This window comes from Brevibacterium epidermidis NBRC 14811, assembly GCF_001570805.1.
GTDB lineage: Bacteria > Actinomycetota > Actinomycetes > Actinomycetales > Brevibacteriaceae > Brevibacterium > Brevibacterium epidermidis.
This window is the reverse complement of the sequence record NZ_BCSJ01000018.1, coordinates 51,661-76,055: the sequence shown is the minus strand read 5'-3', so window position 1 is coordinate 76,055 and position 24,395 is coordinate 51,661. Positions and strand designations below refer to the sequence as shown.

The window sequence follows — 24,395 nt, the reverse complement described above, 5'->3', positions numbered from 1 at the left end:
TGATCCGGTCAGGTTCAGTTGAGCCCCAGCGCCGCGGCTGCCGCGGCGCGCAATTCGACCTCGACTACCTCGGCGCTGGAGCGGCGAGCCTGGTGCGGGGTCGAATTCATCATTCCGAACGCCGCGTGCACGCGCACCGTGGATTCCTCGAGCGTCCAGGTCGGATGTGCGGCTTCGACGACCTCGGCCCACCGGCTGACATAGGCGCGCTGCAGACGGCGCACGGTCCGCCGCGATTCGTCCGGCAGTGCCTCGAGGTCACGGTCCTGGATGCGGATGAGTTCGGGCTCGCTCATGGCGAAGTCGACGTGGAAGTCGATGAGGCGACGAAGGGTCTGGGCCGCCTCGGTGGGGGAGATCCCCGTATCGGTGTCACAGGCTGCGGAGACGATCTCCTCGCCACCGGACTGCAGATAGGCGGAGATGCCGACGAGCAGCTCTTCGAGCACGGCCTCCTTCGATGAGAAGTGCCGATAGACCGCCGGTGCCGAGATTCCCGCGCCCTTGCCCAGGTCGTCGAGGCGGACCCCGTGAAAGCCGTGCCGGGCATAGAGCGTCTTCGCGACCTCGAGCAGCTGTTCGCGTCTGGCTGCCTTCGCAGCTGCCCGTGCCGTCGGTTTGGTCTCGTCTGAGATCGCCATCCGGCGTCCTTCCCTGAGCCTCGTCCCCACTGTCTCGGAACCCGTCGGTGCGGTCGAGCTCATACGTTGTCAGTTTTGCTTGTGAGCAGTATCATAGCAGTCAGTTAACAGTTATTAACTGAAATGAGGATGGAATGAGAGCAGTGGGAACTGCGGTCAGTCCGGCGACGGGGCAAGTCAACTCCGAGGCCCACGCCGAGCTCATCGCTGAACTCCGGGAGCGCATCGCGGCCACGGCCCGCGGCGGTTCCGAGAAGTCGAGACAGCGCCATATCGATCGCGGAAAGCTTCTGCCCCGAGACCGCGTCGAACAACTCCTCGACCCCGGCACCCCCTTCCTGGAACTCTCACCGCTGGCCGCCAACGGCATGTACGACGACGCCAGCCCGGGAGCCGGAATCATCACCGGCATCGGCCGGGTCGCCGGACGCGAATGCGTGATCGTGGCCAACGACGCCACCGTCAAGGGCGGCACCTACTACCCGGTGACCGTGAAGAAGCACCTGCGCGCTCAGGAAGTCGCGAAAGAGAACAACCTCCCGTGCATCTACCTCGTCGACTCCGGCGGTGCGAACCTGCCGAACCAGGACGACGTCTTCCCCGATCGTGAGCACTTCGGCCGCATCTTCTTCAACCAGGCCACACTCTCGGCGGCCGGAATCCCGCAGCTGGCCGCCGTCATGGGCTCATGTACCGCCGGCGGCGCCTATGTCCCGGCCATGGCCGACGAATCGATCATCGTCTCCGAGCAGGGGACGATCTTCCTCGGCGGCCCGCCCCTGGTCAAAGCCGCCACGGGTGAGGAAGTCACCGCCGAAGAGCTCGGCGGCGGAGCGCTGCACTCCCGCGTCTCCGGCGTCACCGACCACCTCGCAGCCAATGACCCCCACGCGCTGGAGATCATGCGCGACATCGTCTCCACCCTCGGGCCGAAGGGTAATGCGAACTGGGACGTCATCGAACCCCGCCTGCCCGCGCACTCCCCGGACGAACTGACCTCCGTGGTGCCCGTGGACTCACGCACACCGTATGACGTCCGCGAAGTCATCGCCCGCCTCGTCGACGGATCCGAGTTCCACGAGTTCAAAGCCGAATACGGCACGAGCCTCGTCACCGGATTCGCTCACCTCGACGGACACCCCGTCGGCATCATCGCCAACAACGGCATCCTCTTCGGCGAATCCGCGCAGAAGGGCGCCCACTTCATCGAACTCTGCGACCAGCGCAGCGTGCCTTTGGTGTTCCTGCAGAACATCTCCGGCTTCATGGTCGGCCGCGACTACGAAGCCGGCGGCATCGCCAAGCACGGAGCGAAGATGGTCAACGCCGTCGCCACCGCCCGCGTGCCCAAGTTCACCGTCGTCATCGGCGGTTCCTTCGGTGCCGGAAACTACTCGATGTGCGGCCGCGCGTACTCCCCGCGGTTCCTGTGGATGTGGCCCAATGCCCGCATCTCCGTGATGGGCGGCGAACAGGCCGCCAGCGTGCTCTCCACCGTCAGGCGCGACCAGCTCGAGGCGCGCGGAGAAGAATGGAGCACGGAGGACGAAGACACCTTCAAACAGCCCATCCGCGACCAGTACGAAGCCCAGGGCAACCCGTATTACTCGACGGCACGTCTGTGGGATGACGGAATCATCGAACCCGGTGACACCCGCCAGGTGCTGGCCATGGCCCTCGAACTCTCCCGCTTCGGACCGATGGAGCGCCCGCTGAATGCCAGCGGTTACGGCGTCTTCAGAATGTGAGCCCCTCCATGACGACATCCACTATGTTCACAACCGTCCTCATCGCCAACCGCGGCGAGATCGCCCTGCGCGTCATCCGCACCTGCCGCCGTCTCGGCATCCGCACCGTCGCCGTCTACTCCGATGCCGACGCCCACGCCGCCCACGTCAAAGCCGCGGACACAGCGGTCCACCTGGGGCCCGCCGCCGCCTCAGAGTCCTACCTGCGCATCGACAAGGTCATCGCCGCAGCACAGGCCACGGGAGCCGAAGCCATCCACCCCGGCTACGGATTCCTGTCGGAGAACGCCGAATTCTCCGCCGCCTGCGCCGACGCGGGAATCGTATTCCTCGGCCCCGGAGCCGAGGCGATTCGGACGATGGGTGACAAGATCACGGCGAAGCAGGCGGTGTCCTCGCGCGGTGTGCCTCTCGTTCCCGGTACGAAGGACGCCGCGATGAGCGACGAGGCCCTCATCGCTGCCTCGGACGACATCGGCTTCCCCGTGCTCATCAAGCCCTCCGCCGGCGGCGGAGGCAAGGGCATGCACGCGGTCTTCGAACCCGAGAAGCTGGCGGAGTCGCTGAAGACCGCCCGCCGTGAAGCCGCGAGCTCCTTCGGCGACGACACCCTGTTCCTCGAACGCCTCGTCGCCACCCCGCGCCATATCGAAGTCCAGATCATGGCCGATGCGCACGGCAACGTCATCCACCTCGGCGAACGCGAATGCTCCCTGCAGCGTCGCCATCAGAAGGTCATCGAGGAGGCCCCGTCCGCACTCCTCGACGAGGCGACCCGAGCACGGATCGGTCAGGCCGCCTGCGAGACCGCGAAGTCCGTCGGCTACGTCGGCGCCGGAACCGTCGAGTTCATCGTCGGCGCCGACCGCCCTGACGAGTTCTTCTTCATGGAGATGAACACCCGTCTGCAGGTCGAACATCCCGTCACCGAGGAGGTCACCGGGGTCGATCTCGTCGAACTCCAGCTGCTCGTCGGCACCGGTGCACCGCTGCCGCTGACCCAGGACGACATCACGTTGACGGGGCACTCGATCGAGGCCCGCATCTACGCCGAGGATCCCTCGCGCGGATTCCTGCCCACCGGCGGTCGTGCCCTCGACGTCGTCTTCCCGCAGGGGGAGGGCATTCGCGTCGACGCCGGACTCGAAGCCGGGCAGACCATCGCCTCGGACTACGACCCGATGATCGCGAAGCTCATCGTCCGCGCCGATGACCGTGCCCAGGCCATCGCCCGCCTCGATTCGGCGCTCGCCGCCTCTGCGGTACCGGGAATCGTGACGAACATCGACTTCCTGCGCACCCTCATGAGCCTGCCCGAGGTCGTCGCGGGTGACCTCGACACCTCACTCATCGACAACCTCAGCGAGGAGCAGCTGGCGCACCCCGCCGGTGAGCTCCACGCGCAGCTGGCGGCGGCAGCCGTCACGGTCACCGGGGGAGCGGCAGGCACTACCCTGACCGGGCCGGTCACGGCCGCCGAGCTCTCAGCGAATCGGCCGACCGCCTCGGTGTGGGCCGGACCGAGCGCCTGGCGCACCTCGCGTCCGGACTTCCGTCCCACGGTCACCCTGGCCGGCGGCGGGCAGAGCCGCGAGGTCGACGTCCGTGCAGGAGCCGTCGACGTCGATGCCGACGGTCTGTGGCACGTCACGCTCGACGGGATCCAGCACACCGCCCGGATCTTCTCCGACGCCCGTGACCGCAGCATCTGGGTGAGCACCGACTCCGGAATCCACGTCTTCACCCGACCGTTGGCGGACTCGTCGCTGACGCCGGGACTCGAGGGCGCCGAGGTGCTCGCACCGATGCCCGGCTCCGTCGTCGACATCAAGGTCGAGACCGGGGACTCAGTGGAACAGGGCGATGCGATCGTCGTCGTCGAGGCGATGAAGATGGAACACGTGCTCACCGCACCCGCCGCCGGAATCGTCAACGTCGTCGCCGTCGCAGGCGCCCAGGTCGCACTCGACGAGGTGCTCGCCACCGTCGTCGACGAAGCCGCAGCCGAGGCCACCGAATAGTCACCAGCCACTCACACCACAACCACGCCACAACCACGCCACAAGCGGGAGGAAACAATGGAAACCTTTGTTCCGGGCATGCTGCCCGAAGAATACGAAGACCTGCGCCAGGGCGTCGCGAAGTTCGCCGACGAAGAGGTCGCACCTGTCTCGGCCGAACTCGACGCCAAGCACGAGTTCCCCTACGACCTCGTTGCGAAGATGGGCGAGATGGGACTCTTCGGCCTGCCCTTCGACGAAGAGTACGGCGGAATGGGCGGCGACTACTTCGCCCTGTGCCTGGCCATCGAAGAACTCGGCCGGGTCAACCAGTCCCTGGCCATCACCCTCGAAGCCGGAGTCTCGCTCGGAGCGATGCCGATCTACCGCTTCGGCACCGAAGAGCAGAAGAAGGAATGGCTGCCGAAGCTCACCGACGCCTCGGGCCTGGCCGCCTTCGGCCTGACCGAACCCGAGGCCGGATCGGATGCCGGCGGCACCCGGACCAAGGCCACGCTGGCGGGCGGGACTTGGACGATCAACGGCAGCAAGTGCTTCATCACGAACTCCGGCACCGACATCACCCGCCTGGTCACCGCCACCGCCGTGACCGGAACCCGAACGTCGAAGTCGGGCCGCGAAGTGCCTGAGATCTCGACGATCATGATCCCGACCGGCACCCCCGGCTTCACCGCCGAACCGGCCTATGACAAGGTCGGCTGGAACTCCTCGGACACGCACCCGCTCACCTTCGACAACGTGCAGGTGCCCGAAGCGAACCTGCTCGGCGAACGCGGTCGCGGCTACGCGAACTTCCTGCGCATCCTCGACGAGGGCCGCATCGCCGTCGGCGCCCTGTCCGTCGGTGCCGCCCAGGGCTGTGTCGACGAATCCGTGAAGTACGCGAAGGAGCGCCAGGCCTTCGGCAAGCCGATCGCCGACTTCCAGGGCATCTCCTTCAAGATCGCCCGTATGGAGGCCCGCGTCGTCGCCGCCCGGTCGGCGTACTACCTCGCGGCCTCGCGGATGCTCGCCGGACTGCCGTTCAAGAAGGAAGCCGCCATCGCGAAGATGATCGCCGGCGAAGCGGCCATGGACAACGCGCGCGACGCCACCCAGATCCACGGCGGCTACGGCTTCATGAACGAATACCTCGTCGCCCGCCACTACCGCGACTCGAAGATCCTCGAAGTCGGCGAAGGCACCACCGAGGTCCAGCTCATGCTCATCGCCCGCGAACTCGGACTCTGAGCTCAGTTCACATCCTGACTTGAGTGTGGGTGCCGACCTTCCGTCGGTCACCCATGCCGACATCGCCCGCCGAGGCGGTCCCGCGCCTCCGTACGGACGTGCAGGGCCGCCTCGGCGGGCGATATTCTGGTCCGATAACACCGTGAGGTGAGACGGCGACCGAAGGGGAAGTGGGAGCACATGGATCTCAGCATGGTGGCATCGGTGGCAACGACGACGTGGATCGTCATCGAATACATCGTGAAGATCATCGCGGTCGGTGTGGTGCCGGAGAACCGTCGCCCGTCATCGTCCTCGGCCTGGCTGCTGCTCATCCTGTTCGTGCCGATCGTCGGAATTCCCGCATTCCTGCTGCTCGGCAGCCCCTATATCAATCAGCGCCGCGCCCGGATCCAGGCCGAAGCGAACGAACTCATGCACGAAGGTGCCGATGACCTGCCCGATGTGCCGCCGTCGCTGGTCGCCGAGCCGGAATTCGTCTCCGTCGCCCAGCTGGGACGGGCACTGACCGCACTGCCGATGGTCACCGGCGACAGCCATGGAGTGATCGCGGACTACGAAGAATCGATCGAGCGGATGGCTGAACTCGTCGACGAAGCCGCAGAGTACGTCCACGTCGAGATCTACATTATGGCGTGGGATCAGACGACGGACGTGTTCTTCCGGGCGCTGGAGCGGGCCTCGGCACGCGGAGTCGAAGTCCGCGTCCTCTTCGACCACATCGGGTCGCGGAAGTATCCGGGATTCCATCGGCTGGGAAAGCGCCTGAACGCCGCGGGAATCGAGTGGCACCTGATGCTGCCGTTCATTCCGTGGCGCGGCAAAGCCCGTCGCATCGACTTGCGCAATCACCGCAAGCTGCTCGTCATCGACGGCAGGCGGGCGATGATGGGCTCGCAGAACATGATCGACTCGAGCTACCTCAACAGGAAGAACTCGCAGATCGGCCGGAACTGGCACGACATCATGGTCGAGCTCTCCGGGCCCATCGTCGCTGGGATCGAAGCGGCGTTCTCCACCGACTGGTACTCCGAATCGGGGCAGGCGCTGGGCATCCGCCCTTACGAACGCGACGGCAATGAGCCCGAGGTCGGCGGAGCGACGAGCGCCATGCAGCTGATTCCCTCCGGGCCCGGATTCACGACGTCTCCGAACCTCAAGGTCTTCACGTCGATGATGTATCTGGCGCAGAAGCGTCTGGCCATCGTCAGTCCCTACTTCGTGCCCGACGAATCGCTGCTGGCCGCAGTGGAGACCGCGGCCCGGCGTGGGGTCGACGTGGAGCTCTACGTCAGCGAGCAGGCCGACCAGTACATGGTCGACCGGGCACAGTCGTCGTACTACCGATCGCTGCTCGAGGCAGGGGTGCGGATCTTCCTGTACCCGAAACCCGCTGTGCTGCACACGAAGTGCTTCATCGTCGACGACATCTATGCCGTGATGGGCTCCTCGAACATGGACATGCGCTCCTTCGGCCTCAACTACGAGATCAGCCTGCTGACCACGGGAGGGGATTTAGTTGATGACATCATCGACGTCGTCGCCGACTACCAGGACGTCAGCCGCGAACTCACCCTCGAGGAATGGGAGAAGCGGCCATGGCCCCGCCGGTATATGGAGTCCGTCATGCGCCTGACCTCTTCGCTGCAGTAGCCGGGCAGCTGGGGCCGCGTGTGCGGCGGGTGCGGGTTCTGCGGTGAGGGGCAGGCGCTCGCATTGCGGCGCGGGCGGTGCAGCGCGGGGCGCTCGAGGCGCCTGACTCGTAGCGAGACCTCCTCTCGCCCCGATGCTCTCCGATGTACGGGCTGTTGAAGCGCTCGGGTGCAGTGTACTGACACATCGAGAAACGGGCTGAGTGTCGAGAAACGGGTTGCGGCAAGGCTGCTTCACCGAGAAACGGGCTCAGCGTCGAGAAACGCGTGGGCACCCCCGTGTCTCGACGCTCAGCCCGTTTTTCGCTGATTCGCGGTCTCGATAGCTCGCTTGATCGCGGCGAAAATACGGGGCCTGAAGAGGTCTCCGAAGCTCAGGTTGAAGACGGTGAAGCCTGCATTGAGCAGATCCATATTGCGCTGATGGCTCGTTTTGGACGCTTCATCGGGACCGTCAGGGCTGAGGTAGAACTTGCCGACACCATGGACTTCCACTGCGACGGCTGCACACTTGTGCCGAAAGTCATTTCGGCCGATGAATCTGCCTGACTCTGTGAAGGTCTCGACCTGCGGGACCATCCCAGTGATTCCGAACCGGTGGAATTTCACCGCACATACCGCCTCGGCAGGGGATTCATACTCAGCACTCGAGAGCTCGACAGCCAATAGGGCTCTTCTGCGTCCCCGCTTCCCTTTCACCAGCCGCTCTGTGATGTCCGACCGGTCGACCTTTCCCGCACGGAGCGCTTGAGAGATGAGCGGCACGGAAACCTCGAGCGAACGGTCAAGGGAAACATCGGCCAAGGTCCTGGGCAGAGTAGTGACCGGATAAGCGAACTCGGATGAGATCTCTTCCGGTGGAAGTCTTCGCGAGTACATCAGCACGTCATCGTAGTTGCGGGTAGGGGAGTCCCTGGAGATTTCGACTTTCGATGATTCGATCAAGGCCGGGTCGAGACGGTGGATGAGCGCAGCCGATACATGAGAGAACACATCTCCCGGTCGAAGAGAATCGAGGCGGCATGCGATCTGGACCCGCAGTTCCTCGGCTTCGTCTCGCAGATCTCCGAAAACAGTCGGGAACGAAGTGTCGTGATCCGTAGAAAGACCGCGGATGGGTCCGTGATGGTCATCGTCACAGGCCCTGCGGATCACGAAGTGGCCCTTCCTGACTCTGCGCAGGCAGCATCGTTCCGCTTCGGCCATCTGTTTGCGGGTCATACCGAGTTCACGGAGCTGCCGCGTCGTCAGCACTTGGAACATTCATCAAGCATGAACCAAATACGCAATAAATGCAATGAAAAAAGATCAAATGGCATCAAACCGCATATTCAGCATTGGGTAATCGGGTTCCGGAGAGTCTGGCGTGGGTGCTCTCCTGTGCTGGGGCGGCCGCGGGCCGCGGAGCGGTCGCCGGGGCAGCTTCATCGAGAAACGGGCTGAGTGTCGAAAAACGCGTGGGCACACCCGTGTCTCGACACTCAGCCCGTTTTTCGGCGAATCGACGTGTGCCTCAACCCGTTTGTCGCCAGGTGGAGGCTGCAGGCGCCAGCTTCTCGCCGCTGGGAGGCTGTATGTCCGGCGCCGCAGGTGCGGGGCTGCCTCAGGCGGAGCCGGTGGGGTCGGGGCCGAGCTCTCCGCGGTTCTCCAGGGGCACATCGAGCAGCTCGTGGACTCCGTCGACGATCTCGTTGGGTCGGAACGGGAAGCGGCGGACATCCTCGGCGGTGGAGATTCCCGACAGCACGAGCACGGTGTGCATGCCCGCTTCCATACCCGCGATGATGTCGGTGTCCATGCGGTCGCCGATCATCGCGGTGCTCATCGAATGGGCGCCGATCCTGTTCAGGGCCGAGCGGAACATCATCGGGTTCGGCTTGCCCACCACGTAGGGCTCGCGGTTCGTCGCCTTCGTGATGAGGGCGGCGATGGCGCCGGTGGCCGGCAGGACGCCCTCGGGGGAGGGGCCGGTGGCGTCCGGGTTCGTGACGATGAACCGGGAGCCGGCATCGATGAGGCGGATGGCCTTCGTAATCGCCTCGAATGAATAGGAATGGGTCTCGCCGACGACGACGAAGTCCGGGTCGTGCTCGGTCATGACGAACCCGGCCTCGTGGATCGCCGTGGTCAGCCCCGCCTCGCCGACGACGTAGGCCGTTCCGCGCTCGACCTGATTGGACAGGAAATCCGCGGTGGCCATCGCCGAGGTCCAGATGTTCGACTCGGGGACGTCGAGCCCGTTCGAGCGCAGCCGGGCGGAGAGGTCGCGAGCGGTGTAGATGGAGTTGTTTGTCAGCACCAGGTAGGGGATATCGGCCTGGCGCCACTGGGCGAGCAGCTCTGCGGCTCCCGGCAGAGGATTGTTCTCCTTGACCAGGACGCCGTCCATGTCGGTCAGCCAGCAGTCGATCGAATCGCGATCCATGTCTCTCCTCGAGCTCGGGGTGGGCCGAAGCGGCTGCTTCCAGCCTAGTCGGGTTGGACGCAAGTGTGCTGAGAAGTCCGATCCGATGATGCCGTATCCCTTGACGTCGTGACCGAGAAGTGTATTGTAGTAATCACTTAATTAAGGGGATGCTTAAATGAGTATGGATCTCGTCTTCGCGGCGTTGGCCGACCCGACTCGTCGGGCGATCATCGATCGGCTGCGCGAAGGAGACAAGAGTGCGGGTGAGCTTGCGGAGCCGCTGCCGATCAGCCGTTCCGCGGTCTCCCAGCACCTCAAGGTGCTCGAGACGGCAGGGCTCATCACGCGGTCGAAATCCGCGCAGCAGCGCATCGTCTCGCTCAATGCTGATGCTCTCACCGAGGCGACCGGCTGGCTGCAGTCGGCCCACGACGAATGGCAGCAGCGCTTCGACAACCTCGACCGCATCCTCGCCGAGGAGGTGCCCACCGACCCTGCAACGACCGATCCGTCGGCCGCGGACTGAACCGCGGCACCGACATCGACAAAACGACGAACCGAACGACGCCGACATCAAATACGACTCAGCATCATGCACGACTCAAGGAGGAGAACAGCGATGAACGCCGAGAGCACAGTAATCGACCCCATCAGCGCAGAGGCGGGGGAGCCCGGATTCACCATCGTCCGCGAATTCGCCGCACCGCGCGCCCGCGTCTGGGAAGCCTGGACGAATCCGGACGTCATGGCCCGCTGGTTTCACCCCGAAACGCTGGTGACCCCACGCGAATCCGTATCCGTCGACCTGAGGGTCGGCGGCGAATACACCTACACGATGCGGATCCCCGACACGGGCCAGGAATTCCCGACCGCCGGGAAGTACCTCCACATCGACGAACCGGCCCGCCTCGACTTCACGTGGGGGAGTCCCGGTGACGTTGATAACGCTCCGCGCATGAGCGTCGCACTCGAGGAGATCGACGCCGACCACACCCGCATGACCTTCACTCTCATCGGTCTGCCCAACGACTCGGGCTCGGACGCAAGCGCGTACGACGGATGGTCATCGGCCTTCAACGAACTCGACACCGAACTCAGCGCCTAGTCGAACTGCTTCCACTGGACCCCTGCGACCCGGGGTCGCAGGGATCCGGTGAATGGCGATAAACTCAAATCACGACTAGTGAGGAGCGTTACATGAGCGACAAGGTCATTGCACAACGAGGTCTGTGGCTGGACGAGATGGAAGTCGGCGCCACCTATAAGCACGCACCGGGCCGCACCATCACCGAGGCGGACAACACCCTGTTCACGGCCGTGTCCATGAATACCCAGGCCCTGCACCTCGACGCAGCATGGTCGGCCACCGAGCCCTTCGGTGAGCGCCTCGTCAACTCGATGTTCACCCTGGCCACCCTCATCGGTCTGTCCGTGTCCCAGCTGACGCAGGGGACGACTGTCGGCAACCTCGGCTTCTCCGAGGTCAGCTTCCCGGCACCGATGTTCCACGGCGACACCCTCTACGCGGAGACGACGATCCTCGACAAACGCAATTCGAAGTCGCGTCCCGGCCAGGGCATCGTCACCTTCGAACACCGCGGCTACAACCAGGACGGCAAGCTCGTTGCGAAGGCCGTCCGCCAGGCGATGATGTTCGACTCCAGCCACGAGTCCGCAACCACGAAGTCCGCAGCTGACACCGCCGACCAGTCCGAATCCGGAAAGTGAGCACCCACATGGCACTCGAGTTCAAACCCGCCTGGCTCTTCGTCCCCGGCGACCGCCCCGACCGCTACACGAAAGCGGCCGAACGCTCTGACATCGTCATCCTCGACCTCGAAGATGCCGTCAATGAGGCCGACAAAGCCGCGGCGCGAGAGTCCGTCGTCGACTTCCCGCTCGACCCCACCCGTACGGTCGTGCGGGTGAACTCCCACGATTCGGGCCACCTCGGCGAGGACCTGAAGATGCTTGCGCGCACCGAGTACACGGCCGTGATGCTGCCGAAGGCAGAGCTTGCAACGGATCTGTCGATCCTGTCCGGATTCCAGGTCATCGCACTCATCGAAACCGCGCTCGGGGCCGTCAACGTCGCCGAGATCGCCGCCGCCCCGAATGTCTTCGCGCTGATGTGGGGATCAGAGGATCTCATCGCCGACCTCGGCGGAGGCTCGTCGCGTAAGGACGACGGTGACTACCGGGACGTGGCCAAGCAGGTGCGCAGCCAGACCCTCCTCGCCGCCCGGGCCCACCGCAAATTCGCCCTCGACTCGATCTGGGCCGACATCCCGAACCTCGAAGGACTGGCAGCCGAAGCCGAAGACGCCGTGCAGTCCGGATTCTCCGGCAAGGTCTCCATCCACCCCAATCACGTGCCCGTCGTCCGCGACGCCTTCCGTCCCAGCGACGAACAGCTGAAATGGGCGCAGTCCGTGCTCGATCTGGCGAAGACGGAGAAGGGTGCGTTTTCCTTCGAGGGCAAGATGATCGACGCCCCGCTGCTCAAGCACGCCGAACTCATCGTCGCCCGCGCGAGCTGAGGGGCACCGCCTCGTGAACGCCGCCGACGCGCTCGTCGCCGACCAGATCCGCGCCGTCCTCACCGCCGCCGAGGCGGGGGACGGGACCGCGCCCATCGTCGAGGCCGGAGACCCGGTCCTGCGCACCGACACCCGCCCCTTCGACGGGCAGGTCGATGACGCCGAACTCGAGCAGCTCGCCGAGGTGATGCGAGCAACCATGCTCGCAGCGCCTGGCGTCGGCCTCGCCGCCCCGCAGGTGGGCATCGCCCTGTCGATGTTCGTCGCCGAGGATCCCGGCGCCCGCGATCCCGAAGTCGCGAAAGTCAGGCAGCGGGAACCGATGCCGCTGCGAGTCGTCCTCAACGCGGGTTACGAACGCGCCGGTGGTGAGGACGTCGCCTTCTATGAGGGATGCTTGTCGATCCCCGGCTACCAGGCCGTCGTCGCCCGTCCGCGCAAAATCGCCTTGACCGGCCGTGACCTGCAAGGCAACCCCATCGCCGAGGAGGTCAGCGGCTGGTCGGCGCGCATCGTCGCCCACGAGACCGACCACCTGTCCGGGATCCTCTTCCTCGACAAAGCCGAGATGCGGTCCCTGGCGACGAACGAATCCGTGGCGAAGTTCTGGCACCACCCCTCGACGCAGAAGGCCGCCGCCGAACTCGGCTTCTCTTTGCCTTCGGGCATGGTGATGTGAACTTCCGCCGCGGTCGCCGGTCCGGACGCCGCCGGGACTGTTGACCGCTCTCATCTGCGTCACAGGCGGGCATGTTTCGATGAGGACATGCGACTTCCCGACATCCCCCTTCGTCATCACCGAACCGTCCGCACCGCTGCCGCACTCGGTACCGGTGCCCTCGCACTGGTGCGCCGCCGCGACGTCTCTGCCGAACGCCAGACCGGCCTGAGAGCGGGAAACGCCCTGGCCAATGCGGGCCTGACCTGGTTGACCGGGTCGAGCGCCTTCCTCGGACGGGTCGGTGGATCGAGCGGCCTCAACGAGTTCCTCGAGGTCTTCACCAGCAGAGACAGCGGACCCGTCCGATATGCTTCCACTCCTGCGCACATCTCTGACGTCGGAGCACTCGACAGCGATGCCGACGCGGATACCTGGTGGGACGAGCACGCGAGCGTGACGTCACCGGCGTTCCTCAATGCGGTCACCGCGGCAGCAGCGGGAGCGGCTTCCTGGGCGCTCTGGCCGCTGACGGAGCGGTTGGCGGAGAAAGTCGATGAGAAACTTCCGAGCGGAGTCGGCCGCGGTCTCAACGCCGTCGTCAACGGCGGAATCGTCGCGTTGACAGCCGTTCTCATCGACAAGGTCGAGAGCTGGGCCGACGACGTCGAGGACCTCGACTACGCACCGGTCGAGATCGAACTGCCCACCCACATCCGGGAGTCCGTGAACCTCCTGCTGTCACAGCCGCATCCCATAGGGCAGACCACCGCTGAGGCTGTGTCCGAGCAGCTCGACACCGCCCGCTTCGTCGTCTGGGTCAACTACCCGCGTACTGAGTATCCGGGAAACGAACCGATCACGCTGGCCCCCGACCAGCTGGCCGAGGTCATCGGTGACGAGGACATCGAGCGCATCGATGTCTATCCCTCTGCTTCATCCCCGCGCGTGGTCCCGGGAACGCAGACATACCCAGTCGTCGGCATCAGAGACACCATGGATAAGGAGCCGGGGGCGACATCTGTGATGGAACTGAGCCTGAGCATCGTCAACGGCTATCTCGACGGAATCTCGTTCAGCGCTCCCGATTCCGAGGTCAGAGTCTCCGATGATCTTCCTGCTGATTCTGTGCCGGGAACGCTTCACCCCGAGGGGCTCGAACAGGAGTCAGACGATGCGGGCTATTGGAGCAGCTTCGAGATCATCGACGAGGAAGAACAGTCGACCATGCTGGCGACGTGGCCCGCGCCCGATCAGCTGACCTTTCGAACCGATGGCAACTGACCGAACCGCCGGTGCCGGGAATAACCTGAGCGTGTCATCGTTATACGGATTATGAGCGATCTTCATACCCTCACCCTCGGCGCCGGCTGCTTCTGGTGCCTCGACGCCGTCTACCAGCGGACCACCGGCGTGAGAGAAGTGATCTCCGGCTACACCGGCGGCCACACCGACAACCCCGGCTACCGCGAGGTCTGCTCCGGCATGACCGGCCACGCCGAAGCCCTGCAGGTGACCTTCGACGCCGACATCGTCCCCGAAGAGGTCATCCTCGGCCTGTTCTTCACCGGCCACGACCCCACGAGCCTCAATCGTCAGGGCTACGACGTCGGCACCCAGTACCGGTCGGCCATGTTCTACCGTGACGAAACCGAGAAGCAGCATTTCGCCGAAGCCATCGAATCCGCGCAGTCCCTGTTCGACGATCCGATCGTCACTACCCTCGAACCCCTCGCCACGTTCTATCCCGCCGAGGATGTTCACCAGGACTTCTACACCCAGAACCCCGGCAACGGCTACTGCCGTGTCATCATCGACCCGAAACTCAGCAAGGCACGCACCGCGTTCGCCGAATGGGTGAGCTGATGGGCAGCCACAAGAAGGACAAGTGCAAGAAGTCCAAACACAAGCACCACAAACGGTCCAAGGACGCGAGCGGCGACGCCTGCGAAGTGACCAAAGACCGCGTGCGCGCCCACTTCCTCGACGGCAACACCGGCCCGTGGGCGAAGGATCTCGCCGCGCAAGACGCACGGACCGCTCGCTCGGCGCGGAGTGAGAAGAACACCGACCTCGCCGAGGATGCCGCCTCCTCGGCGAAGGCCGGCACCGCGACCATCGCGTCCACCCGCCGCGGACCCGACTACTCGGTCCCGTCATCGATCGACATCGTCGCCGATCCCGTCCTCCACGCCCTGAGCACAAGGCGGTCGATCTCGAAGGTCGACCCGGAGACCCCGAACGACTCCGATCTGCTCGAGATCATCCGTTCGATCTCCTCGGTCGCTGACCACAAGGCCCTGCGCTCCTGGCGCTTCCTCATCATCCGCGGAGACGACCGGTACCGCCTCGGCGAGGCCCTCGACGAAGCCGCCGGAGTGGTCCGCAAACCGGGAGAGACCAACACGAAGCCGCTGCGAGCAGAACTCCTGCTCGCCCTCGTCTCCTCACCGGTCAAGCACGACAAGGTTCCCGAATGGGAGCAGCACGCCACCGCCGCCGGTGCCGGACACCTTCTCGAACTCGCCCTGTGGCAAGCAGGCTGGGGAGTGATGTGGCGGTCGGGAACCCTGACGAACACCGAATCGGTGCGCCGCCTCCACCGCCTTGACGACCACGAACTGCTCATGGGCTGGTTCTACATCGGAGCCGTTCCCGAACGCTACCGACAGCGCCTGACCACGAGCACCCGCCCTCTGCCGAAACCCGAACAGTTCCTCGATACCCTGTGAGCACACCCGACACCGAGACTCCAGAAACCCGCCGCCTGCCCAAGGAGATCTACGTCCTCGTGGCAGCGGCCTTCATCGTGGCCCTGGGGTACGGCATCATCGCTCCCGTCCTGCCGCAGTTCGCGGCGAGCTTCAATTTCGGAGTCACCGCCGCAACCATCGTCGTCTCCTCGTTCGCGTTCTTCCGGTTCGTGTTCTCACCCTCGTCGGGCCGCCTCGTCGATGCCTTCGGCGAACGCCGCATCTACATCACCGGCCTCCTCATCGTCGCCGCCTCCACCGCGGCCGTCGCCTTCGCCCAGAGCTACTGGCAGCTGCTGATATTCCGCGGACTCGGCGGCATCGGCTCGACGATGTTCAGCGTCTCCGCGATGGCGCTCATCGTCCGCCTCGCCCCGATCGACGCCCGTGCGAAAGCCTCGTCGACCTATGCGACTGCGTTCCTTGTCGGCAATATCGCCGGCCCCGTCCTCGGCGGAGCGATGGCCGGATGGGGGATGCGCATCCCGTTCGTCATCTACGCCGTCGGTCTGCTCATCGCCGCCATCGTCGTCCGCGTCTTCCTCGGCTCCACCGCCTCATTCGGCTCCTCCACGAAGTCCGGGCGTGCCCGCCTGGAGGCGGAGAAGGACAAGGAGCAGCAGGAAGTCATGTCCTTCCGGGAAGCCTGGAAGGATTCGGCCTACCGCTCCGCGCTCATCTCCGCTTTCGTCCAAGGCTGGTCGGCGATGGGCATCCGCGTGGCCATCTACCCGCTCTTCGCCATCCAGGCACTCAAGGCCGATACGGCCGTGGCCGGACTGGCTCTGACCATGTTCGCCATCGGCAATGCCTCGGCGGTCACGGTCGTGGGGCGCTTCGCGGACACCGTCGGGCGCAAGCCCTTCATCCAATGGGGTCTGTTCGTCCTCGGCGTGACGACCGCGGCGTTGGCCTTCATCGACTCGATCTGGCTGTTCTTCGCCTTCTCGGTCATCGCCGGAGTCGGATCCGGCCTGGCCAATCCCGCGCAACAGGCCACCGTCGCCGATGTCATCGGCCGCGAACGCAAGGGCGGCCGAGTGCTCGCCCGCTACCAGATGGCCCTCGACGGCGGAGCGATCCTCGGCCCGATCATCGCCGGAGCCGTCGTCGACCACTTCGACTACTCGTGGGCGTTCCTGCTCACCGGTGTCCTCGGCATCATCGCCGCCGGTCTGTGGTTCTTCGGCCGCGAGACCCGACCGAGGCAGCCGGCTTCGACTCAGTGACGCAGGTGCGGCTGGGCGCGCCCCGGTTCTGATTCCGAGAAGTCAGGTTTTCCTCATGGGCGGCTCAGCGGACACTCACTAGGATGGCTCTGTCGGCGTTCTGCGTCGTCGCCCTGTCTACGACAAAGAAAGTCCCCTTCTGTGAGTTTCCTGACTCGACTGAGCTTGAAGAACCGGGCGCTCATCGCGCTGATCTCCGTCGTTGCCGTCATCTTCGGCGTCATCGGAGCCGGTGCCCTCAAGCAAGAGCTCTTCCCATCCCTCGACAACCCACAGGCCACGGTCACCGCCTCCTACGAGGGGGCGACCCCCGAGGCCGTCGAATCCGAAGTCACCGACCCCCTCGAAGGGGCGCTGACCGCACTGCCCGAAGTCGAGGACATGACCTCGACATCCTCGGCGGGCAGTTCGCAGATCACCGTGGGCACGAAGTACGGCGACGACTCCGATGACGTCGTCCGTGCTCTGCAGCGCGCGGTCTCCCAAGTGCAGCCGACCCTGCCCGACGGGGTCGAACCGAACGTCATGATGATGGGCACCGACGATATTCCGGTGCTCGCCCTCTCCGTGACCTCCGACGCCGATGAAGACCAGCTGGCCGCGAATCTCGAGGACATGGTCGAACCGGAGCTGAAGAAGGTCGACGGAGTCTCCCAGGTGCAGATCGCCGGTGCGAAGACCAAACAGGTCGAGATCAGCATCCGTCGTGACGATCTCGAGGACGAAGGAGCCAACCTCGACGAGGTGGCCGGAATCCTCCAATCCAACGGCGTCCCCACCTCGGCGGGTGAGCTCAAGGGCGCCGACGGCACGGCCCCGGTCGAGGTCGGCACGCGCATCCGCTCGATCGATGCGATCAAGGACCTCGTCATCTCCGGCAAGGACGGACCGATCCAGGTCTCCGACGTCGCCGACGTCAAGCTCGTCGACGAGCCCGTCGAATCGATCTCGCGCACCAACGGACAGCCGTCGCTGTCCGTGTCGGTGATGAAGGAATCCGACGCGAACACCGTCGACGTCTCACACGCGGTGGCCGACAAGCTGCCCGAACTCGAGAAGATGATGGGCGACAACACGGAGTTCGTCTCCGCGTTCGACCAGGCTCCGTTCATCGAGCAGTCCATCCACGACCTGCTCAACGAGGGTGGGCTGGGCCTGATCTTCGCGGTCCTCGTCATCCTCGTCTTCCTGCTGTCGGTGCGGGCGACGATCATCACCGCCATCTCCATCCCGCTCTCCCTCCTCATCGCCATGGTCGGGCTGTGGATGGGCGGAGAGACCCTCAACATGCTCACCCTCGGCGCGCTGACAATCTCCGTCGGCCGCGTCGTCGACGACTCCATCGTCGTCATCGAGGCGATCCGCAGACGCCATGCCTCCGGCGGCGACAAATTCTCGAACATCCTCGCCGCCGTCTCCGAGGTCGCCGGGGCCATCACTGCCTCGACTCTGACCACAGTGGCCGTGTTCCTGCCACTGGCGTTCGTGACCGGCCAGACGGGCGAGATGTTCCGACCTTTCGCCCTGACCGCGACGATCGCTCTGCTCTCGTCCCTGTTCGTGGCGCTGACGATCGTGCCCGTCCTCGCCTACTGGTTCCTGCGTCAGCGTGAGGCGAAGGTCAAGCTCACCCGTGCGGAGAAGGCGGAGATCCGTCGCAGCCGCAAGTCGATGCTGTCGCAGTGGCGGGCCGAGAAGAAGGCAGCGAAGAAGGCCGACAAGAAGCGCGACATCGTCGCCGCCGGTGCTGAAGCCGAGGACACCGGTCCCCGCGAAAGTGCCGTGGCCTCCACTCGTTCCGAGTCGGCCGGAGTCGCCGCGGACGGTCCGCGCTACGGTGAATCCGAAGACGGCACGGAAGCCGTCGACGAGCTCGCCGGAATGCATTCGCCGGTGACGCGTCTGCAGAAGACCTATATGCCGGTCATCGGGTTCTCGACCAAGCACCCGATCGTCATGATCCTCGTCGCCGTGCTCGTCCTTGCGGGCACCGGAGCGATGATTCCGCAGCTGAAGACCGAACTCTTCGGCGACACCGGGCAGGATTCCCTGCAGATCTCGCAGACCTTCGACCCGGGCACCGACCTCGATGAGGCCTCGAAGCAGGCGGAGAAGGTCGAGGACATCCTCGCTGATACCGCTGATGTCGACAACTACCAGCTGTCCCTGGGCGGTACGACGTTCGGCTTCACCGATGACTCGTCCCTGACGGGCACGTATATCGTCAACACGAAGTCCGGAGTCTCCGCTCAGTCGATCTCCGCCGACCTGCAGAAGCAGTTCGACGACCTCGATGGTGCCGGTGATGTCGAGGTGGCAAGCCAGAGTTCGACGCCCGGTGCGCAGACGATCGACGTCACTCTCACGGCGACCGATCCCGAGGAGCTCGAGGACGCGACGAAGAAGGTCAGCGACAAGCTCGAGGGCGTGTCCTCAGCACAGTCGGTGACCAGCGATATCGCTGCGGTCCAGCCTGTGATCGAAGTCAAGGTCGATCATGAGAAGGCCGCCGAGGAGAACCTCACCGAGGCATCCATCGGCCAGTATGTGCAGCGGGCCATGCACGGTCAGCAGATCGGTGAGGTCGTCATCGACGATGTCTCGCATTCGGTGCTGCTCTTCGACCGCAATGCCGACACCGTGGAGAAGCTGCGCGAACTCAAGATCCCGGGCAAGCCGGAAGAAACGGCGCCCGCTGGCGGAGCCGGTGCGGCAGGCGCTGCCGGAGGAGCCGGCGGTGCCGGTGGTTCAGGTGACGCCGGCGCGGCCGGTGGAGCAGGAGCTGCCGGTGGAGCCGGAGGTTCGGGCGACGCAGGTGCAGCCGGAGGAGCAGGTGGCGCCGGTGGCGCAGCCGGCGGAGATCCGAATGCGGGTGCTCCCGTGACTTCGGAGCCGCGCTTCATCGAGCTCGATGAGGTCGCCGACGTCAAGGAGGTCAAGACCGCTCCGACCATCCGCCACACGGATTCACAGCGCTCGACCACCGTGTCCGTGACTCCAGAGGGCGACGACCTCGGTGCAGTCTCGACCGAGGTGCAGTCCGCACTCGACGAGGTGGACCTGCCCGATACGGTGTCCGTCGACACCGGCGGTGCCACTCAGGAGCAGAACGAGGCGTTCTCCCAGCTGGGACTGGCGATGCTCGCGGCGATCCTCATCGTCTTCGTCATCATGGTCGCCACGTTCAAGTCGCTGCTGCAGCCGCTGATCCTGCTGGTCTCGATTCCGTTCGCGGCCACTGGTTCGGTAGCGCTCTCGCTCATCACCAACACCCCGCTGGGGCTGACGTCGATGATCGGTCTGCTCATGCTCATCGGCATCGTGGTCACGAACGCGATCGTGCTCATCGACCTCATCAACCACTTCCGCGTTCGCGGGGTCGACCTGCGCACATCCGTCGTCCACGGCGCCCGGCTGCGTTATCGTCCGATTCTCATGACCGCGGCCGCCACGATCTTCGCGCTGCTGCCGATGGCCCTCGGGCTCACCGGCGGGGGAGTGTTCATCTCGAAGCCGTTGGCGATCGTCGTCATCGGCGGCCTGGTCAGCTCGACGCTGCTCACGCTCATCCTCGTGCCGGTGCTCTACCTGCTGCTCGAAGGAGTGAAGGAACGCCGGGCCGAGAAGAAGTACGTGAAGAACATGGCCCGCGGAGAGGTCCTCGACGCCGCCGAAGCCCGGGCGAACCAGCGGGAGACCGCCACGGTGCCCGCCGGTGCGGGAGCCGCAGCCGCCGGTTTCGGTGAACCTCGGACACGGACAGAGGGGGAGGCCCCCACCGAGGAGGCCGCACCGACTGCGGACCCGAGGTCCACGGATTCGGGCAGCACCGCCTCGGCGTCGGATGAATCGACGGACGCCGACCACGGAGGCGGCGGGCGGGAGGCCGACGCGGAGCGAGGCAGCGGGCAGGAAACGGACTTCACCCTGCGCAGCCAGAACCCGCGCCGCGACGACGGGGACGGTGAACCCAAACACTGATCCGTCCCGGCTAGAGTTGAGTCCATGACGACCGAGCTCGAACCACAGGAGAGAAAGCGCCTGTGGTTCGAGCTCGGCCTCATTGCGGCCCTGTCGCTGGGCCAGTCGGCCGTCTATGCAATCGTGCGCCTGGCCGATATCGCCACCCGTGGGCCGATCAGCGACGCCCAGGCGAAGCTCAATACCTCGATCTCACCCCGGCCGGGTTTCGACCTCATCTACCAGCTTCTCGACATCGGCTTCACCCTCGTTCCCGTCGCCCTCGCGATCTACCTGCTCAGCCGAGACCGGCCGGCGCAGCCGCTGTCGACCCGACTCGGAGTCGACGGGCACCGAGGGCGCGACCTCGGCCACGGTGTCCTCATCTTCCTCGTGATCGGCATCGGCACCCTCGGGGTGTACGCGGGCGGCAGGGCACTGGGGATCACGGCCGAGATCCAGCCGTCCAACCTCGGCGATCATTGGTGGACGATTCCCGTCCTGCTGCTCTCGGCCGCGAAGAACGGGATCGTCGAAGAGGTCATCATCTTCGGTTTCGGGTGGCTGCGACTGCGGCAGCTGGGGTTCGGGCCCTGGCCTATCATCATCTCCCTGGCTCTCTTCCGCGCCAGCTACCACCTCTATCAGGGCATCGGCCCGTTCATCGGCAACGTCGCCATGGGCATCATCTTCGGCTGGTATTTCCTGCGCAAGGGCAGACTCATGCCGCTGGTGTGGGCGCATGTCATCATCGACGCCGTCGGATTCCTCGCCCCGGGAGTGCTCGCCCTCGTCGACTTCGGCTGAGGCCAGGAGCCCCAGGCTGAGACCAGGACCCGAAGCCGGGACAGGCGAATGGGACACTCACTCGACCTGCTGGGTTCACCGGCAGTTCACCGACGGGTAGTTCCAGGGCCGCTTGCCGGTGACAGTCTCGACCGGGTGAGCCCTCCCGGTTCCGCCCTCTGTGCCGGGCGGGCCCCGGACTGGGAAGATACCCGATACAAGGAGAGAATCTATGCGAACCTTTCTGCCGATGGCCGACCATGTGCGTGGCAAGCGCAGCCCCGTCACGTGCGCACTGAAGTGCGACAACGCCTGCCTCAAGGCCACCTGCAACACATCGGCAAATGGGTATTTCCGCGATATCGTCAATGCGAAGCTCAGCCGTCGCGCGGTTCTCGGTGCCTCTGCTGCCGGTGCCTTGGCCATCGCAGTGACCACCGCACCGAGTCCGACCGCACGCTCTGCCGCCGCAGCCACCGCAGCCACCGCAGGCAGTCTGGCCTTCACCGCCATCGACCCGGTCCAGCATGAGGTCGACGAATTCGTCGTCCCCGAAGGCTACTCCTGGCATCCGATCGTCCGCTGGGGAGACCCCTTGTTCCCCGACTCTCCGAAATTTGACCCGGAGAATCAGAGCCCAGAGGCGCAGCGCCGCCAGTTCGGCTACAACAACGACTTCCTGTCCATCCAGATCGACCCCGATGACTCCAACCGGGCCGTGCTCTTCGCCAACCAGGAATACACGAACGACGCCATCATGTACCCCGAGGACATGGACGGAGCCGATCAGCGGGCGATCAGCCGTGAAGCCCACGGACTGACCGTTGCCGAACTCATTCGCACGGACGAGAAGTCGACGTGGACGATCGATGTCAACGGAAAGAAGAACCGCCGGTTCCTCATCGACACCGAATACGAGTTCACCGGTCCCGCCGCCGGTTCCGATCTGCTGCGGACGAAGGACTATCCGAACGGTGACAAGGCGCAGGGCACTCTCGGCAACTGCTCGGGCGGGCTCACGCCCTGGGGCACTCTGGTGTCCGGTGAGGAGAACTTCAACTCGTACTTCAAGGCGCAGGGCACCTCGGCGGCCGATAAGCGCTACGGTCTCGACAGCGAAGACTCGGCCAACGGGTGGGAAGCCGATGTCGACCGATTCGATACGAACAACCCGGGCTACGCGAACGAAGCGAATCGCTTCGGCTGGATCGTCGAAGTCGACCCCTGGGACCCGAACTCCACCCCTCATAAGCACACGAACATGGGCCGCTTCAAACACGAAGGGGCGAACATCACGATCTCCGATTCGGGCCACGCCGTGGCCTATATGGGAGACGATGAGAAGTTCGACTACCTCTACAAGTTCGTCTCGAAGGACACCTACGTCGAGGGCGACCGCGAACACAACAAGACGCTGCTGACCGACGGCGACCTCTACGTCGCGAAGTTCACCGGCAACTCACCGAAGTCCGAGATCGACGGCAGCGGTGAGGTGCCCGCCGACGGCGAGTTCGACGGCAGCGGACAGTGGCTTCCGCTGGTCAAGGACGGCAAGTCGCAGGTGTCCGGATTCTCCGTCGAAGAGGTCCTCGTCAACACCCGACTGGCCGCCGACAAGGTCGGACCGACGAAGATGGACCGCTGCGAAGACGTCGAACCGAACCCGGTCAACGGCCGCATCTACGTCGCCTGCACGAACAACTCCGACCGCGGCACCGACGGGAAGGCCGCCGCAGATGAGGCCAATCCGCGCACGGAGAACCGCGACGGGCACATCGTCGAAATCACCGAGCGCTCCGGCGATCATACGGGCACCGAATTCGACTGGACGCTGCTGTTGGTCTGCGGAGACCCGAAGCAGGGCGACGCCACCTACTTCTCCGGCTTCCCCGCCGATCAGGTCTCACCGATCTCCTGCCCGGACAATGTGGCCTTCGACACCGCCGGAAACCTGTGGATCTCCACCGACGGTGCTCCCGACGGCATCGGCTACTGCGACGGGCTGTTCAAGGTCACGATCGACGGTGACCAGCGCGGTCGGGTCGAACAGTTCCTGTCCGTGCCTCGCGAAGCCGAGGTCTGCGGACCACTCGTCCATGACGAGTATGAGTCAGCTTTCGTTGCGGTCCAGCACCCAGGTGAGGACGGCTCTTATGCCGATCAGCACTCGCAGTTCCCCGACTATGTCGACGCGACCGATGTCGATAAGGGAGTGGCCGCGATGCCGCGGCCCACGGTCGTGCAGGTCATCAAGGGCGACGGCGGATCGGCACCGGATCCGACTGAACCGCCGAAGGACCAGGACTCCGACGCCGACGGCACAGATGAAGGGGCCAAGGACTCGGATGAGAACGGCAGCTCAGATGGTGCCGGAACGGGTGAGGACACCGATGCCAAGGGCGACAGGACCGGAACGGACGCCGACAGCTCCGGATCGACTGCCGGGTCGCAGGACGGCGCGAAGGATGCCGCGGCAGCTGGTGCGGCCGCGAGCGCCGGAAGCGACGGCGGCTCAGGTTCAGGCAGCTCCGGCGGATCCGGCTCGGGCGGCGGTTCTTCGGACGGCGGTGAACTGCCGTGGACCGGCACTGACAGCACTCTGCCGCTGCTCGGCGGCGGAGCAGGTCTCCTCGCCGCCGGCGGTGCGATGGCGACGGCCGCTCATCTGCGTCGGAAGAAAGCAGACGGGACGGAAAGCGAGCAGGGATCGCCGATGGAGACTCAGGGCGACTGATGACTCCACGACCATAAGCTGAAGAAGGCCAGAGGC

20 protein-coding genes are annotated in these 24,395 nt (G+C 65.1%); 17 read left to right on the top strand and 3 right to left on the bottom strand.

Annotated elements, in window-relative coordinates; all coding sequences use genetic code 11:
* Positions 1-14: 14 nt before the first annotated feature.
* Positions 15-641 (bottom strand): TetR/AcrR family transcriptional regulator, encoded by a 627-nt coding sequence (locus BEP01S_RS14865; RefSeq protein ID WP_062244782.1) that lies wholly within the window; start codon positions 639-641, stop codon positions 15-17.
* A gap of 134 nt (positions 642-775) precedes the next feature.
* Here BEP01S_RS14865 and BEP01S_RS14860 point away from each other — a divergent pair, with 134 nt between their 5' ends.
* From BEP01S_RS14860 to cls, 4 genes are all read left to right on the top strand, one after another.
* Entirely contained in the window at positions 776-2,389 is a 1,614-nt protein-coding gene (locus BEP01S_RS14860) for a carboxyl transferase domain-containing protein (RefSeq protein WP_062244780.1), read from the top strand.
* 23 nt (positions 2,390-2,412) lie between these two features.
* Complete coding sequence (locus BEP01S_RS14855) at positions 2,413-4,410, top strand: acetyl/propionyl/methylcrotonyl-CoA carboxylase subunit alpha (RefSeq protein ID WP_062244777.1); 1,998 nt, start codon at positions 2,413-2,415, stop codon at positions 4,408-4,410.
* A gap of 57 nt (positions 4,411-4,467) precedes the next feature.
* On the top strand, positions 4,468-5,640 hold the full coding sequence (locus tag BEP01S_RS14850; RefSeq protein WP_062244775.1) for an acyl-CoA dehydrogenase family protein: 1,173 nt from the start codon (positions 4,468-4,470) through the stop codon (positions 5,638-5,640).
* A 180-nt stretch (positions 5,641-5,820) separates the two neighbouring features.
* The gene (cls, locus tag BEP01S_RS14845; RefSeq protein WP_062244772.1) at positions 5,821-7,293 is read left to right on the top strand and encodes a cardiolipin synthase; all 1,473 of its coding nucleotides are present in this window, start codon (positions 5,821-5,823) and stop codon (positions 7,291-7,293) included.
* A 290-nt stretch (positions 7,294-7,583) separates the two neighbouring features.
* Here the strand turns inward: cls and BEP01S_RS14840 are convergent, their stop codons facing one another.
* Positions 7,584-8,237, bottom strand: coding sequence for a hypothetical protein (locus BEP01S_RS14840; protein WP_157070587.1), 654 nt, complete (start codon positions 8,235-8,237; stop codon positions 7,584-7,586).
* Between the two features lie 36 nt (positions 8,238-8,273).
* On the opposite strand from BEP01S_RS14840, the gene BEP01S_RS16880 reads away from it, so the two are divergent.
* The gene (locus BEP01S_RS16880) at positions 8,274-8,735 is read left to right on the top strand and encodes a hypothetical protein (protein WP_157070586.1); all 462 of its coding nucleotides are present in this window, start codon (positions 8,274-8,276) and stop codon (positions 8,733-8,735) included.
* Between the two features lie 160 nt (positions 8,736-8,895).
* Here BEP01S_RS16880 and BEP01S_RS14835 read toward each other — a convergent pair whose 3' ends face one another.
* The gene (locus BEP01S_RS14835; protein ID WP_062244766.1) at positions 8,896-9,717 is read right to left on the bottom strand and encodes an HAD-IIA family hydrolase; all 822 of its coding nucleotides are present in this window, start codon (positions 9,715-9,717) and stop codon (positions 8,896-8,898) included.
* 157 nt (positions 9,718-9,874) lie between these two features.
* On the opposite strand from BEP01S_RS14835, the gene BEP01S_RS14830 reads away from it, so the two are divergent.
* From BEP01S_RS14830 to BEP01S_RS14775, 12 genes are all read left to right on the top strand, one after another.
* Positions 9,875-10,225: an ArsR/SmtB family transcription factor gene (locus BEP01S_RS14830; protein WP_039206441.1), complete on the top strand. Its 351-nt coding sequence runs from the start codon at positions 9,875-9,877 to the stop codon at positions 10,223-10,225.
* A 93-nt stretch (positions 10,226-10,318) separates the two neighbouring features.
* Positions 10,319-10,804, top strand: coding sequence for an SRPBCC family protein (locus BEP01S_RS14825; protein ID WP_062244762.1), 486 nt, complete (start codon positions 10,319-10,321; stop codon positions 10,802-10,804).
* Positions 10,805-10,896: 92 nt separating this feature from the next.
* Positions 10,897-11,427, top strand: a complete 531-nt coding sequence (locus tag BEP01S_RS14820) for a MaoC family dehydratase (protein ID WP_062244759.1) — start codon at positions 10,897-10,899, stop codon at positions 11,425-11,427.
* A gap of 8 nt (positions 11,428-11,435) precedes the next feature.
* Positions 11,436-12,239 (top strand): HpcH/HpaI aldolase/citrate lyase family protein, encoded by an 804-nt coding sequence (locus BEP01S_RS14815; protein WP_062244754.1) that lies wholly within the window; start codon positions 11,436-11,438, stop codon positions 12,237-12,239.
* Between the two features lie 13 nt (positions 12,240-12,252).
* A complete protein-coding gene (locus BEP01S_RS14810; protein WP_062244750.1) occupies positions 12,253-12,918 on the top strand; it encodes a peptide deformylase in 666 nt (221 codons plus the stop codon).
* 87 nt (positions 12,919-13,005) lie between these two features.
* Positions 13,006-14,181 (top strand): hypothetical protein, encoded by a 1,176-nt coding sequence (locus BEP01S_RS14805; protein ID WP_062244747.1) that lies wholly within the window; start codon positions 13,006-13,008, stop codon positions 14,179-14,181.
* Between the two features lie 51 nt (positions 14,182-14,232).
* On the top strand, positions 14,233-14,763 hold the full coding sequence (gene msrA / locus BEP01S_RS14800) for a peptide-methionine (S)-S-oxide reductase MsrA (protein WP_062244744.1): 531 nt from the start codon (positions 14,233-14,235) through the stop codon (positions 14,761-14,763).
* Entirely contained in the window at positions 14,763-15,629 is an 867-nt protein-coding gene (locus BEP01S_RS16875; RefSeq protein WP_157070585.1) for a nitroreductase family protein, read from the top strand. The genes msrA and BEP01S_RS16875 overlap by 1 nt, the downstream gene beginning before the upstream one ends.
* Complete coding sequence (locus BEP01S_RS14790) at positions 15,626-16,879, top strand: MFS transporter (RefSeq protein ID WP_083532756.1); 1,254 nt, start codon at positions 15,626-15,628, stop codon at positions 16,877-16,879. Before BEP01S_RS16875 ends, BEP01S_RS14790 begins: the two co-directional genes overlap by 4 nt.
* 141 nt (positions 16,880-17,020) lie before the next feature.
* Complete coding sequence (locus BEP01S_RS14785) at positions 17,021-20,860, top strand: efflux RND transporter permease subunit (protein WP_244882276.1); 3,840 nt, start codon at positions 17,021-17,023, stop codon at positions 20,858-20,860.
* 24 nt (positions 20,861-20,884) lie between these two features.
* A complete protein-coding gene (locus BEP01S_RS14780) occupies positions 20,885-21,646 on the top strand; it encodes a CPBP family intramembrane glutamic endopeptidase (RefSeq protein ID WP_062244741.1) in 762 nt (253 codons plus the stop codon).
* A 211-nt stretch (positions 21,647-21,857) separates the two neighbouring features.
* Positions 21,858-24,359, top strand: coding sequence for a PhoX family protein (locus tag BEP01S_RS14775; RefSeq protein ID WP_062244738.1), 2,502 nt, complete (start codon positions 21,858-21,860; stop codon positions 24,357-24,359).
* Positions 24,360-24,395 lie beyond the last annotated feature (36 nt).

Excerpts from the sequence above, each read along its gene's own strand:
- BEP01S_RS16875 (WP_157070585.1), top strand. The coding sequence starts at position 14,763 with ATGGGCAGCCACAAGAAGGACAAGTGCAAGAAGTCCAAACACAAGCAC.
- BEP01S_RS14850 (WP_062244775.1), top strand. The coding sequence starts at position 4,468 with ATGGAAACCTTTGTTCCGGGCATGCTGCCCGAAGAATACGAAGACCTG.
- cls (WP_062244772.1), top strand. The coding sequence starts at position 5,821 with ATGGATCTCAGCATGGTGGCATCGGTGGCAACGACGACGTGGATCGTC.
- BEP01S_RS14830 (WP_039206441.1), top strand. The coding sequence starts at position 9,875 with ATGAGTATGGATCTCGTCTTCGCGGCGTTGGCCGACCCGACTCGTCGG.
- BEP01S_RS14865 (WP_062244782.1), bottom strand. The coding sequence starts at position 641 with ATGGCGATCTCAGACGAGACCAAACCGACGGCACGGGCAGCTGCGAAG.
- BEP01S_RS14860 (WP_062244780.1), top strand. The coding sequence starts at position 776 with ATGAGAGCAGTGGGAACTGCGGTCAGTCCGGCGACGGGGCAAGTCAAC.
- BEP01S_RS14855 (WP_062244777.1), top strand. The coding sequence starts at position 2,413 with ATGTTCACAACCGTCCTCATCGCCAACCGCGGCGAGATCGCCCTGCGC.
- BEP01S_RS14775 (WP_062244738.1), top strand. The coding sequence starts at position 21,858 with ATGCGAACCTTTCTGCCGATGGCCGACCATGTGCGTGGCAAGCGCAGC.
- BEP01S_RS14835 (WP_062244766.1), bottom strand. The coding sequence starts at position 9,717 with ATGGATCGCGATTCGATCGACTGCTGGCTGACCGACATGGACGGCGTC.
- msrA (WP_062244744.1), top strand. The coding sequence starts at position 14,233 with ATGAGCGATCTTCATACCCTCACCCTCGGCGCCGGCTGCTTCTGGTGC.
- BEP01S_RS14825 (WP_062244762.1), top strand. The coding sequence starts at position 10,319 with ATGAACGCCGAGAGCACAGTAATCGACCCCATCAGCGCAGAGGCGGGG.
- BEP01S_RS14820 (WP_062244759.1), top strand. The coding sequence starts at position 10,897 with ATGAGCGACAAGGTCATTGCACAACGAGGTCTGTGGCTGGACGAGATG.
- BEP01S_RS14780 (WP_062244741.1), top strand. The coding sequence starts at position 20,885 with ATGACGACCGAGCTCGAACCACAGGAGAGAAAGCGCCTGTGGTTCGAG.
- BEP01S_RS16880 (WP_157070586.1), top strand. The coding sequence starts at position 8,274 with ATGAGAGAACACATCTCCCGGTCGAAGAGAATCGAGGCGGCATGCGAT.
- BEP01S_RS14805 (WP_062244747.1), top strand. The coding sequence starts at position 13,006 with ATGCGACTTCCCGACATCCCCCTTCGTCATCACCGAACCGTCCGCACC.
- BEP01S_RS14815 (WP_062244754.1), top strand. The coding sequence starts at position 11,436 with ATGGCACTCGAGTTCAAACCCGCCTGGCTCTTCGTCCCCGGCGACCGC.